General features: G+C 56.5%; 9 protein-coding genes and 1 pseudogene. 6 read left to right on the top strand and 4 right to left on the bottom strand.

Going from position 1 to position 13854, the window contains the following annotated elements; all coding sequences use genetic code 11:
• Positions 1-37: 37 nt before the first annotated feature.
• Positions 38-784, bottom strand: coding sequence for an aspartate/glutamate racemase family protein (locus ABIB73_RS36550; protein ID WP_354232213.1), 747 nt, complete (start codon positions 782-784; stop codon positions 38-40).
• An 893-nt stretch (positions 785-1677) separates the two neighbouring features.
• Between ABIB73_RS36550 and ABIB73_RS36545 the strand changes: the two genes are divergently transcribed.
• A complete protein-coding gene (locus tag ABIB73_RS36545) occupies positions 1678-2253 on the top strand; it encodes an alpha/beta hydrolase family protein (protein WP_354232211.1) in 576 nt (191 codons plus the stop codon).
• A gap of 415 nt (positions 2254-2668) precedes the next feature.
• Here ABIB73_RS36545 and ABIB73_RS36540 read toward each other — a convergent pair whose 3' ends face one another.
• Positions 2669-3151 carry a MarR family winged helix-turn-helix transcriptional regulator gene (locus ABIB73_RS36540; RefSeq protein WP_354232209.1) on the bottom strand — a complete coding sequence of 161 codons (483 nt, stop codon included), beginning with the start codon at positions 3149-3151 and terminating at the stop codon, positions 2669-2671.
• Between the two features lie 469 nt (positions 3152-3620).
• Here ABIB73_RS36540 and ABIB73_RS36535 point away from each other — a divergent pair, with 469 nt between their 5' ends.
• The 3 genes and pseudogenes from ABIB73_RS36535 to ABIB73_RS36525 form a co-directional block, all read left to right on the top strand.
• Positions 3621-5156, top strand: coding sequence for a porin (locus ABIB73_RS36535; protein WP_354232207.1), 1536 nt, complete (start codon positions 3621-3623; stop codon positions 5154-5156).
• A 1036-nt stretch (positions 5157-6192) separates the two neighbouring features.
• Entirely contained in the window at positions 6193-7560 is a 1368-nt protein-coding gene (locus ABIB73_RS36530; RefSeq protein ID WP_354232205.1) for an IS110 family RNA-guided transposase, read from the top strand.
• A 5-nt stretch (positions 7561-7565) separates the two neighbouring features.
• Positions 7566-8415: pseudogene (locus tag ABIB73_RS36525) on the top strand (IS3 family transposase); the annotation flags it as partial.
• Positions 8416-8520: 105 nt separating this feature from the next.
• On the opposite strand, the gene ABIB73_RS36520 reads toward ABIB73_RS36525, so the two are convergent.
• Both ABIB73_RS36520 and ABIB73_RS36515 read right to left on the bottom strand, forming a co-directional pair.
• The gene (locus tag ABIB73_RS36520) at positions 8521-9690 is read right to left on the bottom strand and encodes a M24 family metallopeptidase (protein WP_354232203.1); all 1170 of its coding nucleotides are present in this window, start codon (positions 9688-9690) and stop codon (positions 8521-8523) included.
• A gap of 176 nt (positions 9691-9866) precedes the next feature.
• Positions 9867-11057 carry a M20 family metallopeptidase gene (locus ABIB73_RS36515; RefSeq protein ID WP_354232201.1) on the bottom strand — a complete coding sequence of 397 codons (1191 nt, stop codon included), beginning with the start codon at positions 11055-11057 and terminating at the stop codon, positions 9867-9869.
• A 1121-nt stretch (positions 11058-12178) separates the two neighbouring features.
• Between ABIB73_RS36515 and ABIB73_RS36510 the strand changes: the two genes are divergently transcribed.
• Both ABIB73_RS36510 and ABIB73_RS36505 read left to right on the top strand, forming a co-directional pair.
• Positions 12179-13060, top strand: coding sequence for an ABC transporter permease (locus ABIB73_RS36510; RefSeq protein ID WP_354232199.1), 882 nt, complete (start codon positions 12179-12181; stop codon positions 13058-13060).
• The gene (locus ABIB73_RS36505) at positions 13050-13850 is read left to right on the top strand and encodes an ABC transporter permease (protein ID WP_354132655.1); all 801 of its coding nucleotides are present in this window, start codon (positions 13050-13052) and stop codon (positions 13848-13850) included. Before ABIB73_RS36510 ends, ABIB73_RS36505 begins: the two co-directional genes overlap by 11 nt.
• Positions 13851-13854 lie beyond the last annotated feature (4 nt).

Raw genomic sequence — 13854 nt, 5'->3', positions numbered from 1 at the left:
AGATCCAGTGAGCGGTCGTCCCGTGTAATAAAGGCGTTCAAGAAACCGATGCGATCATCAGACGGCAGAGATCGGTGATATCGTAGACGGGTAACTTGACCCTACGGCGGATCGCTGCCGCTACCATCGGGAATGCAGCGCACTCGAACAAGATGGTCGCGATTTCAGGATAGGCGTCGCGAAGACTTTTGATCCGTGCACCAACATCAGTCTCGATTGACGTGACATCGATCGGCGGCGGTGGACGCTTCAACTCGTCGTGCCAGAACTTACCGCCTTCAATCCCGCCGATGACAATCCTCGCCCGCTCGCCTGGATCATCGACGCCGAGCAACTCTTCGCCACAATGCGTCGAATCGTACGTTAATACACCGATCGTGGCGCCCGGGGGGACTTGACGGAGCAACGTCGGCAAAAGGAGCAAGCTCGACATTGCTACCGGTACATCCACAGACGCGGCTACTGCTTGCTGGTGTCTGATCGAGAACCCGCAGGTGGAGCTTATCGCGACGGCCCCGCGTTCAACCAACCGCCGAGCCGCGGCGACGTAAGCCGGCTCAAGACCCGGATCGCCGCGGACGACGTTCTCAACCCAAGCTCCTGTGACAGTTTCTGCAATAACCGGAAAGTTGAAGGTGGACGGATTCAATAAAGAGCCCGGGCGCGGCGGTGGCGGCGCGGCGCCGGCTGGCACTCCTCGCTCCAGGTTGAGAATTCCAATCGACCGTCCGCTATGCGATGCCATGGGGGAAAGATACCTAGAATCGAGGTTGGTATTCTCCATATTAACCGATCTAAGTCGAGAAATTCTGCGCCAACATTGAAGTGCGGAAGTATTTTGTGCGCCGGACCGGATACCTATTTTGCTCTTGAGTGCTGCGCCTCAAGGTTCGACGGCTCGCATCGCAAAGCTAACTTGAATCGAAGCCCATGGTGGACTGTCCGCTGAGGGCTGAGTGGCCGACTTACAAATAAAACCTACGCATTTTGTCAGTAAGTTGCAGGATTTCGAACGCGCGAATGCTCACATTGGGGAATTTCACCTCCAGGTAGCCCATATCGTATGTTTGGAAGTCCGAGTCTAAGGCCAGCTTTCTTTCGGCAGACTCTCCTTCTGGATCGCTACTCGAGCGGCTGAGACTTGTTCAGTATCCGCGAGCGATAGGTGAGGGTATAGCGAGGGGACACCGGATGGATTGCGCTACATGGCCTGTTGTCCTAGGCGATTTGGCGTCCACACGGTGCGATGCCGCAGCTTTCCTGGACGGTCTGCAATTCGTTGACGTGCAGAATCCCAGTCATTGGCAGCACTGGGGTACAAGATGGTCAAAATTCGGAGATGCTCAGTCGCTTCACGGCGATCTAAATGCCGAAGAAGGAGCGACAGATCAGGCTAGGGAAGCCTGGCTCTGTGCTCTAACCGCGTTCGAAGTTGCTAGACGACTAATTGATGAAGACGATCCAGACGCTAAGCAGATTTCAGCGAAGATCGAGGGTGGAGTTCAACGGCTCGGATCAGCGCTAGAGCAGAATATAGAGCGGGTGCAAATCGCACGGTGGGATCAATCCGAAATCTCGGCATACTACGTGCCTCCCGCTGATCGCGAATTCTGCGCCCCCGCAGTTATTTGCGTCAGCAGAGAGGAAGAGAGGGCGGAGACGTTGCTTGGAAGGCTCTTGCCTCTCGTGGTCGGACGAGGAATTTCGATCCTCGTTGTTTCTCATGAAGACGTCTCAAATCATGCCCGCGATTTGTCGAACCTGTTCTTATCTAGCTGCATGGATTTCTTGTCGGTTCAGCCCAAGGTCGATGCTGCCCGCGTTGGCGTCTACGGTGAGGGGCTGTCCGCTGTTTTAGCTACTGACTTTGCGCGGTCAGATTCCCGTGTTGCTGCAGCGGTTTGTGACGGAGGGCTTTGGAATCGGACTCGGCTACTCGCATCGATTGGCTGGATGACGAGAACTGCTGGATCCGACAACCACTTGGTTTGTACGCGTCGCAGGGAAATGGTGTGGCATTTGAAATGCCCGGTTCTCGTGGTCGCCGGTGGGCGCAGCGTCGTCAGCGTGTCGGAGGCGATCAGACTTCAAAATGATTGCGAGGGCGCGCAGGTCGACCTCGAAGTGACGATGCCGCGGATGAGCGCCTTCCCGCTACGCGAGATCGAAAACTTCCCAAGTTCTGACGACTGCGTCTTCCGATGGCTGGATCGCAAGCTCGCGAACAGTTCGCAGCGGCCTATACAAGCTTAGGTCCATTGAACAACCGATGCCGATCGTCATCATGTAGTGGAATTGTGGAAGCGACACATGACTTGCTCGCGAGCGCAAACCTTGCGATGGACGAGATCGCCATCATTGCCGTAGTGCAGTCCACGCTTTGTAACATCAGTTCACCGATTGGATCGGGAATTCAGCAGCTCGCGGCCAATTACTTTGGTAACGCAGGACAGATGCTGATAGAGGCGGGAATATCAAGCTTGCATCGCTGTCAAGGATGTGCCGAGGTTGATCGCTGCATTGGTCCGGCTCTGCAACGCCAGCCTTCCGAATGTCATAGGCGAGCGCGGCGGCGAGATCCGCATCACGTCAATGACCAAATCCGGCAATTTTACCAACAAGTCTCACGTCGCGGGAGGCTTAATTCTTAAGGCGATCGACTCGCGGCCTACAAGACGCCGATACTCAGCTTCTGAGATGCCAAGCGGCTATTCTTAGCGAGCAAGGACAGCCGCTTGTTGAGATAGTCAATGGTCGTTTGGTCCACCCCTTCAAGTATCGTGGCGTTGAGGGCCTTTCTCTTAATCGACAGCTTTGCGATCTCCGCTCGCGCCGTTTCCGTGAGAGACATCTGTATGAATCGTGCGTCGTCGGGCGATGTCGGGCGGGTCAGAAACTCCATGGTCTCCAATCTTTTCGTCTGACTGGTAACAAACGGCGGATGAAAGCCCAGTTTGTTTGCAACTGCAGTTCCAGAAACACCGCTCCCATCATCGAGCTCGTTAATAGCCATCAGGATCAACCACTGCGCTTCAGTGATTCCGAGCATTTTAGCCCAGCTCTTATGGATCTCTTCGAGTTGTGAGTGGATCTCCACGATGTTCCAGATGAAGTCCCTTACGGCCTTATCGGATTGTTCGGCTTCAGCCATTTTTGTTGTTCAACCTTTTCGCTGGTGGTGGCGGCCGCGCGCAAGGCGTCGTGAACGGTACCTACCCGTCTTAAGTAGCCTGAAGAACCCCGCGATAGTACATAGGGGCCATGTAAAAAAGTAATTTTAATTTGTAATTATTTTGATGCACTATGATCCCTAAATCGCCGGGCCACTCCGGCGGTCATGGTCAAAATCTCCAGCAAAAGCTCCCGGAGGTGCCCTTCCGGGGGCCAAATCTGCATGTTGGCTGATTCCACGTTGCCAGGTGTTGCCTGCTAGCAACACAATGCCACCGAATATTAGTTATAGAAATTAATGCATGGAAATAATTAAGCGGGATGTTAGACAGGGCTCGACAGCGAGGGGGCACCTCGAAGTCGTTCCGTCAAGCGGCCGCCCCAAGGGCGAGGTTAGCGAGCGGTTCTTTGAAGGACGGAAACGAGTTTTCCAACTTGGAGGTTCACCCATGAAAGTGATGAAGGGCCTTATTCTAGGTTCTGCCGCGATGTTCGCGGGCGCGGGGGCTCAGGCAGCCGATCTTCCCGTCAAGGCCAAGGCAGTCGAGTACGTGAAGATCTGCTCATTGTACGGTGCCGGATTCTATTACATCCCCGGAAGTGACACCTGCATCAAGATGGGTGGTTACCTACGCGCCAGCGTAGCGCTAGGTGCGCAGGGCCTGTGGGCCGCACCTACCGGCGGTCTCGGTGGCGCGCACGATCGCCTCAGCAACTACTATACTTCGCAATCTCGTTTTGACCTCAACGTCGACACGCGCACCGCGACCGAATACGGTCTCGTTCGCACATACGCTGAATTAGCCTTTACCTGGAGCGCAGGCGGCTACAATGGGACGGGCTCTACTGCGATCAACGGTGCGACCAGCTATTCCGGAAACGCGACTGGCGCCTCGGGCAGTGGCGCGATCTCGGGTGGCTCGATGGCTGTTTACTACGCGTTCATCCAATTCGCCGGTTTCACCTTCGGTAGAGCGCAGTCACAGTTCTCCTCTCCGTGGACGAACTACCCGGCGAATAGCTACGATGGTTTGCCGGGCGGTGGCGGGTGGGAGGCTGTCAATCAGGTTGCCTACACTGCGGATTTTGGGCAGGGCATCACGGCTAGCTTCTCGGCCGAGGATCAGGTCGTCCGCAACACGACGAATATTTGGAACGTGAGTGGCGCAACCGCCGCAGGTCTAGCAGCTGGCTCGTACGGTGCTGGCGACATCGGCGGATCGCGGGCTCCAGACCTCGTTGCGATGCTTCGAGTTGACCAGGCTTGGGGCCTTTTCCAAGCGTCGGTCGCCGCGCATGATAATCACGCTGGTTACTATGGTGTTGACGAAACGACTGGTCATCCTGACGACAAGTGGGGCTGGGCTGGACAGTTGGCCTTGTCGATCAAGAACATCCCGACCGGACCGGGCGATACCATCAACGTCCAAGGCGTCTATACCAACGGCGCGTCGGGCTACAACTTCCAGCCCTATGCGCCCTACACTTTCGCTCTGTACAGGGGTGCCGGGGGCGCCGGAGCCTACCAGAGCGTCGGCCTCGCGGGGGTCTCTGACTCTGTCTTCGTTGCTGGCGCTGGTCAGCAATTGACTACGACTTACGGCTTCAACGGCGGTTATACCCACAATTGGAACGCAAATTGGAACACCTCAATTTTCGGTGGGTGGGCCGCTGTCAGGTATAACAACACGGCCAAAGGTTATGTCTGCGGCGCGTTTGTGACCGCGCTCGCTCTGTCAAGCGGCGTTGGCGGCTGCAACCCTGACTTCAACTATTCGGTCGTAGGTACCGCCACCCGTTGGAACCCCGTGAAAAACCTGACGTTCTCGGCAGAGCTCGCGTACGTCATGCTCGACCAGAAGTATGCAAGCGGAAGCACTGTGACGCTGCCGGTCCAAGCAGGTATTGCCAAGCCCGGGGCTGCGTATGAGCTGAAGAATCAGAACAGTCTGGCGCTGCTGCTCCGCGCTCAGCGAAACTGGTGAGTTTTCAGTCTAACTAGCAGAAGGAGAAACGTAGCGGCTTTTAGACCTAAGTTAACCTCCAAGAAGGCCTCCGGCATGCCCGCCGGGGGCCTTTTACCTATGCAATGCCGTGCTAGCCCCTGTCTTTAGTTAAGCAAGATGAAAGCCGAGCCATCGCGAACATTTCTGCCGAGCTTGTCGTCGGGCCTTGCGCTGGCGCCAAAGTCCCTGAGTTCTTGGAGAAGAGCTCGGCAAGGTTGTGCTAGAGGGCGCAATCGCACGGCAGTAGGATCGCGCGGCACGGATGAAAAGGCACGACCGGGGCGATTTGCCTGTCGGAGAATTGGCGGCATAGGCCTAACCGCCTATCAAGGCCGCTCGATCGGATTTCTTGAGCAGCGCCTCTCAAAACGTAGCGCGCGCATCGGCGGGCCGTCGCAAAGCCGATCACCCGTGAATCACTCATTTCCGTGGTTGGAAACTCTTGAGAGTTCTGTGAAGTCGCAGGGTAAGCCCAGCCTCGCGCTGTGGCGCAAGTGTTGACCTCTAGAAGCCGGATTGAACGAGCCGCTGGCAAGCCCGAGCCGAGCACGGGCAAAATTCAAGGCCGATGGTCGTCGACGATGGGTCGGGTGGGCGGAAAAGTCATGACGGCCGTGGGCGCGAGATGAAGGACAACGGCCTTCAACAAGTGTGACGGAATTGCAGAAGTCTCCCGGCATGGCCCCCTGGCCAAGGTCAAATGAAGCCCGAGCAGTCGGAGATCGCGCGTCTCAAGCGCGAGGTGTCGCCAAGCTGAAGGCCGAACGAGACATCCTAAAAAACTGTCCAAAGCCGTTGCACGCCTGCGCGGGGTAGAAACAGCCTTGTGCTATTTTCTGCGGCCGGGAGGGTAGCGGCCGTCAGCTTATTGGAGGCGCAATCCCCGTTAAAAAACGTGGTCCATGGGTGTATGCGCACTTGAGAGTGGTGACGCCGCTCCGGCGACGATCCCGATTAGGAAGATGACGATTGGCATAACCCAGACCCTCCTGCTCACGATTGAAGGGAGGATGCTATGCCCAGGACAACGACCGATAACCGCCCGGAGTTGAAGCCGGTCAACTCTGGGGCCGCAGCCATCGACATTGGTTCGAAGATGCACATGGCCGCGGTGAACCCGGCCAGCGTGGACATCCCAGTGCGCACGTTCGGGACGTTCACATCAGACCTGCATGATCTGGCGGACTGGTTTAAGGCTTGCGGCGTGACCAGTGTTGCGATGGAATCGACCGGGGTCTACTGGATCCCAGTCTACGAGATCCTAGAGCAGCGCGGCTTTGATGTCATTCTGGTCAATGCGCGGTACGCCAAGAATGTGCCCGGACGCAAAACCGATGTGAGTGATGCCGCGTGGTTGCGCCAGCTTCATTCCTATGGCCTGTTACGTGGCAGCTTCCGACCTGACGCCGAGATTGCGACCCTGCGCGCCTATCTGCGCCAGCGGGAGCAGCTTGTGGAATATGCTGCCGCCCACATCCAGCATATGCAGAAGGCCCTGATGGAGATGAACCTGCAACTCCATCATGTCGTCTCGGATATCACCGGTGCGACGGGCATGCGGATCATCCGCGCCATTGTTGGAGGCGAGCGCAATCCCGACGTGTTGGCAACCTACCGGGACGTTCGGTGCCATTCTTCGACCGAGACAATCCGCGCAGTACTAGTGGGCAACGACCGGGAGGAGCATGTCTTCGCCCTGACTCAATCGTTGGAACTTTACGACACCTATCAGGCAAAGATGTTGGATTGCGACCGCAAACTCGAAGTCCTGGTCGCAGCGCTGAGCCCCAAAACGGAAAAACCTGTCGGAAAGCTATCCAGGGCACGCATCAAGACCAAGCAGATCAACGCGCCCACCTTCGATGTCAGAGCCGCGCTGTACGGCGTGGTCGGCGTTGATTTGACTGAGATCCATGGGTTGGGTCCGTCACTCGCATTGAAGCTCATCGGCGAGTGCGGCACGGACCTGAAGGCATGGCCAAGCGCCAAGCACTTCACCTCCTGGCTCTGCCTCGCGCCTGGCAACAAGATCTCTGGTGGCAAGGTACTGTCCTCGCGTACACGGAGGTCCTCCAGTCGAGCTGCCGCGCTGTTGCGGCTGGCAGCCACTACGGTTGGGCGAAGCGATACGGCGCTCGGGGCATTCTATCGTCGGCTGTCCTCACGTGCGGGCAAGGCGAAGGCAGTGACGGCGACCGCTCGCAAGATCGCAGTCCTATTTTACAACACCCTTCGGCACGGGATGAGCTACAAGGATCCGGGCGCGGACCACTATGAGAAGCAATATCGCACCCGTGTACTCGCCAACCTTCAGCGGCGAGCCAAATCGCTGGGCTTCGTCTTGCAGGCCATTCCGGGAGACGCAGATCCGGCTGTTTCTTAGGAAGCCGCGGCCTACTTCGCGAAGGAATCGACGTGAAGTTCGGTTTCATTGCGAAGCACCGGGGGGTCTGGCCGGCGGAATGGTTGTGCGAGGCGCTCGGTGTCTCGCGAGGTGGGTTTTATGCGTGGCTGACAAGGCCACGCAGCCGTCGCGTCCAGAGTAACGAGGATCTCGGCGCGAAGGTCCGTGCCAGCTTCCTTGGGAGAGACCGGACCTATGGCGCCAGGCGCGTGTGGCACGACCTGCTCGCCGAAGGGGTATCGTGCGGGCTGCATCGGATCGAACGATTGATGCGGCTGCAGGCCCTCCAAGCACGCCCGCGACGGCGGCGTCTGCCGCCGAATCTGGGTGAGCGGCAGGCCGCCGCCGTCGCTCCCAATGTGCTCGACCGCTCCTTCGAAGCAGCCGCTCCCAACCGCAAATGGATTGCCGACTTTACCTATGTCTGGACGGCCGAGGGGTGGCTCTACGTGTCTGCCGTCGTCGATCTGTTCTCGCGGCGTATGGTCGGCTGGTCGATGCAGACCGCCATGACGGCACAGCTCGTCACCGACGCGCTGGTGATGGCAATCTGGCGACGGGGCAAACCTGACGCGCTGCTGCATCATTCCGATCGCGGCAGCCAATACATCAGTGAGCAGTTCCAGCGATTGATGGTCGATCACGGCGTCGTCTGCTCGATGAGCCGTTCAGGCAACGTCTGGGACAATGCGGCGATGGAGAGCTTCTTCTCGTCGCTCAAGACCGAAGCGAACAGCGCGCAAAGTGTACCGAACAAGGGATGAGGCCAAGGCCGACGTGTTCGACTATATTGAGCGCTTCTACAATCCGAAACGAAGACACTCGACGATCTGATATCTGAGCCCTATGGAGTTCGAACGGAAGGCCGGATTAGCTTAAGCCGGTGTCAACAGAACCGGGTGCAGCTCAGATAGCATTGCTGTGAAGATACGTTGTGAATCAAATCTCGAACAACTCGCGCGGCAACTTCGTAAATGGTTCGCCGCCAGCGTCAGTGACGCGAAACGTTTCGCTGATTACGTAACCGACATCTTCATCGATCCAGTTTCCGAGCATGAGGTGAAACGTCATGTTTGGTTGGAGGATCGTCATATCACCTTCCTTCAGGCTCGCCGTCGGCTCCGTCCAGTCGATGCCGACGGCGTAGCCACAACGCGATTCTTTCTCAAAACCATGCTTCTTTAGCGTGGCATTGAAGGCTACTGCGATGTCGCTGCACGTGCCACCCGTCTTGGCGGCAGCAAGGGCAGCCTCCAATCCTGCTACCTCTCCGTCATGCAGTCGCCGTAGATGGTCCGCTGGCCTCCCGATGGACATTGTGCGCATTAATGGAGACGTATAGCCGTGGCGTACGCCGCTGAATTCGAGGTTGATCTGCGATCCCTGTCGGAAGCTGTCCTCGGTCCAGCGAATGTGGCATGTAGACGTACGTGGCGTCGAACACATGAAAAAGCTCGCGAGATCCGTTCCTGGTTTTCCATTGGCGCCACGCACTAGCGTAGCAATAATCTCTGCGGCTGCGTCTGCTTCACGCAGTCCGGGTCGAATGACTTCCTTCGCCTTGAGCATCCCAGCGTCACTAATGGCGGCGGCTTCACGCATCATTGCGATTTCGAGATCCGACTTCAGACCCCGAATCCAGGTAACCGCGTTCGTGCAATCGACAATTCTCGCTTCGGCCGCTCGGTGCCTGAACTTCTCAATAGTCAAGGAGGGCAAGAATTTCGCTTCGAGCCCGATCCCTCTACTGCCCAAACCCTTGTCCAAAAGGAAGTCGATGATTGCATCGTATCCATCCCGATCGGGGTTAGCGATGAGCGCTTCCGGGTAGCCGATCACTCGGCTACGATCGATGAACATCTGATGAATTGCCGCTGGTCCGTCCATGCGACGTGTAATGAAGGTCGGCTCTTCATCTTCTAAAAGCACGAGTAGGCCTTGAGGCACATATCCCGACTTTGATGTGTAACCCGAAAGATAGGTAATGTTGGCAGGTGTCGTAACCACCAGCGCGTCGATCTCTCGCCGCTTCATTTCCAATTTCACTTCAGTTAATCTTCGCAGATATTCGGATCGGGGGAACGCCTGCGAGCTCTTGGGCATTGCCATAGGTTCAACTCCTTCCGTGAGGGCTTGGCCGTGCTAGCTTTGTTTTGCCCAGCCAATAAGGTTAGTGCAGCAGATCAGGAACGCTCGGCGGAATTCCCATTCGCCGCGGCGTGTCGAGCCGAGCGCCATCCCTTCCGAAGCGCTTCGCTTGTGGTGGAAATGAACACCCGATGCCATCACGAATTCAGCATTGCCAAGCAGTAGCGGATCGTGAGTTCCGTAGTTGGAACGAGCAAGTTATCGGACGCCCCGAAAGTCGGCGTGTGCACGCCAGACTCATTGCCGCGTTCCTCGCTGCCAAACCAGAAATAAATCGAAGGCACGCAGGCGGAATAGAAACCGAAGTCATCGCTGCCGCCGCCGGCGATCGGAGACTTCTTGTCAGAAAACTTATCTTCGCCCACCGTTTCAACGACGAGCCGCCGAAACCGTTCGACCATTTCAGCATCATTGATGACAGGCGGCTCGCCAAGCTTATAGGAAAATTCTGCTTTGCCTCGATGCATGGCCGCCACGCCTTCGGCAATCTCTCGAACGCGCTGAACCAAAAGCGTTCTACGCTCTGCACCGCTCGTTCTGATTGTCCCTGTCATGCAGACGGAAGGGCAAATGATGTTTGTCGCCTCCCCTCCAGCGATCGTACCAATCGTGATGATCGCTCCGTCGTCGAAGGGCATCTCTCGTGATACGATCTTTTGCACTTCGTTGATAAATGCTCCTGCCATCGCAATTGCGTCCACGCCGGCGTGCGGCTTAGCACCATGAGCCATGGTCCCGATCAATTTGAGCTCGAATTGGTCGGCCGACTTGGTCACTGCGCCAGTGCGTGCGCCATACATTCCCGCGGGCAAATCGGTTTTCACGTGAAAGCCGACGGCAGCGTCAAACCCTCGGAGTAACCCTTCCTCAGCAACTGAACGGCCACCGAGCGGCTCTGCCTCCTCAGCCGGCTGAAAAAACACGCGAAGCTTGCCAGAAAAACTCGCGCGAATCCTATGGAACGCGAGGGCGGTGCCCAATGCGATCGACGCGTGCATATCGTGTCCACAGGCATGCATAACGCCCGGAACTTCCGAACGATATGGCAAATCGTCTCGAACTTCCTGGATTGGCAATGCATCGATGTCGCCGCGAATAGCGATGGAACGCTGCGGTCCAGGGGCCAATCCCTGAATGTCAACGTAAAGACCGGTCTTGTGAAATGTCTTGAGGCTGTTCAGTCCGAATCTTTCCAGAGTTTCACGGATCCGTTGCTGAGTCTTCCATTCAGCGTTTGAAAGCTCGGGCTCGCAATGCATGGCATGACGCGTCTCAATTATGGCGTCCTGTTCGGTGGCGGAAAGCAAGCTGTTTGCGATTGTTTCCATGGTGATCTGCCGCTGTATCGAGCTGAAGGCCACGTTTCAATAGCAGACTGAGATCGAGAGATCGCATCGACGGGCAGGCGGATGGCGCAGAAAAGCTGCAATATTACCCATGTACACGCGCTTTTCGGAAACATTCGAGGCCGTTGCGCGAGCCGACGGATCAGCGCATCGGAAGAACCCTCATCCCTTGCCCCAGTAACTGAAGTGCGGATCGAACGCGACGGAGCGCCGATGTTGCCGCGGAGGCGATGCTATCCCGCAAGCTCAGGGTTCCTGACTTCTCAGGTCTTGGTAATGCCAGGTCTTTGGTCATTCTCTCTCCCATCGCCGGTCCCATGCACGAAAGGGCTTCCCGGTCGATCGGCCTATCAGAGCGCCCCTGTCCTGCGTCCCGTCGATCATTTTGGTTCGACAGCCGTGCTCCCGGAAGCGACGCGTTTGTCCATATGCAGATACGCGGAGCCTATGACGATGCTGTCATTCCCATGACGGAGCTCACCGTCAGATACACATTCTCGATTTACCGACGAAGAGTTGGGGAGGTGGTACCAAACAACAATGATGCAGATCGCTTTCGCTCAGATGCACTGCGCATAGCCAATGCCGAAACCATTCCAATGATTATCTCGGCGGAGCGGTGCTGGCTTGTGCGTCGCCGGCTAACCAGCACCGACGTATGGCGGACTTGATGCCCTAGGCGTCTAAAACGGTCAGATCCGCGCCACGACTCGCATGATGTGCAACTGGCCGCGTCGAGCTTCAAAACGTACAAACACCTCGCCGAAAGCTTTCCCGCCCTGGCGGGCTCGCGCGTGCCGATCTCCCCGGAGAACCGAGAGGACGGAGAGATTGGTCGCGAAGGCTCGGGCACCGCTAGCCAACGGGCGCTCAAGGGGTAATTTATGCCGAAATTCGGCTAGCTCCGCGGAGTAGGCGCAGTAATTGTGCGTCAAATAGGGCAAGTTTACATCTTTCCATCGCCTCGCCGAGCTACTTTTCGACGGTCGGACACGGAGATCGGGGTGACACTATTCCAAAGAAGCGCGTTAGAGTTTCCCGCTGATTTTCCGTCCGGCGGATGACGGATCGAGTCTGGGTCAACAACTTCTTCGGTGAAAGCGATGAGCTCGTCTACAGCTGAATCGGAAGCTGAGAAAAGAACCTGGATGCTATTCTTGGCGCCGGCATTGCTCACCCTGATCGTTTTTCTAGTCATTCCGGCTGGCATCGTCCTGCGAATTAGCTTCTTTCCCGGCAGCACAACAATAGGCGCGGAAGGCTACTCGCTCGCTCAGTACGGGAAATTCTTCGGAAACTCGCTCTACCTATCAGTGCTTGGGGAAACAGTGAGCTACGCAGTCATTGTTTGTCTTGGATGCTTAGTCCTTGGCTTTCCTGTCGGTTATTCTCTCGCGCGCCACCCTCCATATCAGCGTCGCCTACGAATGCTAATGGTGATCGTACCCCTCACCTTGAGTCTGGTGATTGTTGTGTTTGGCTGGTTGGTCCTCCTGGGTCGACAAGGGTTGGTGAACAATATCCTCATGTGGTTGGGAATTATCTCCAGTCCGCAGCAGCTATTGTTCAATCGCACAGCTGTCGTAGTCGTTCTAATTCAGCAATTCCTTCCATTCATGATCCTTTCGGTGATGAATGTTGTTATGCAAATAGATCCCGTTCTCGAGCAGGCGTCGACGAGTCTGCGTGCAAGTCGCGCGCGTACGTTCATAAAGGTGATCATCCCTCTCTCAACCCCAGGAATAATGGCAGGATTGTCTCTGATCTTCGTCATGGCTGTTTCTGCTTTTGTCACTCCCCGGCTAGTTGGTGGACCTCGTGCGCAAATGATTGGCGGCTTTGTTTATGATCAAATCCTCAGCACTTCGAACTGGCCATTTGGAGCCGCGATGGCCTTCATTCTGTTCGCTATAGGGTTCGGACTCATGGCAGCCCTGAATGCCACCATCATCCGCCCTCTCACGAGGGGCCTTCATGTTCGATGATATTATGGATCGACTTCTAGCGGGGGCCGGCAGGTGTCTTCGCGCGTTTGTATACCTTACACTGATACTTCCTGCGGTTATCGTCGTCGCGACTTCTTTTACATCGGGCGACGCGATGCGGTTTCCGCCGACTGGCTTCTCCCTCCGTTGGTATTACGCGTTCTGGGAGAGTTCACTTTTTATCGACTCGCTGAGTCTAAGTCTGAAAGTGGCCGCGCTCGCGACAGTGCTATCCCTTCTGTTTGGTTTCGCCGCAGCATTCGGGATCGAGCGACACAACTTTCGGGGGCGAGGGCTCATACGAGGTTTCATGCTTTCTCCGCTGCTGATCCCAGCCGTGGTCCTCGGCTTGGGATTGATGCAAATGCAAGTCTGGATTGGCATAAGTCAAACGTTCCTTGGCTTGCTCGTTGGACACGTGGTTGTGACGCTGCCTTACGTAGTCCGCACGCTGTCTGCGAGTATGGTTTTGTTTGATAGAAATCTGGAGCAGGCCGCAATGAGTCTGCGTGCAACGCCCGTGACCGTCCTAAGGACAGTGACGATCCCGCTTCTTGTGCCTGGCATCATTTCCGCCGGTGTGTTCGCGTTTGTAACTTCCTTCGGAAATGTGAACCTCTCAGTATTTTTAGGCGCCGGAGGTAATGTCACGCTTCCCGTACAGGTACTGGCTTATGTTGAGCAAACAGTCGACCCGCTCGTTGCTGCTGTATCCTCGGTCGTGATCGTCTTCACATTGCTGGCCATCTTGATCGCCGATCGTATCTCGGGCCCAAGGTCTGTCGTCTAGGAAG

It is taken from the genome of Bradyrhizobium sp. F1.4.3, assembly GCF_040548375.1.
Classification (GTDB): Bacteria; Pseudomonadota; Alphaproteobacteria; order Rhizobiales; family Xanthobacteraceae; genus Bradyrhizobium.
The sequence above is the reverse complement of the archived record's forward strand: the minus strand, read 5'-3'. Positions and strand labels throughout refer to the sequence as shown.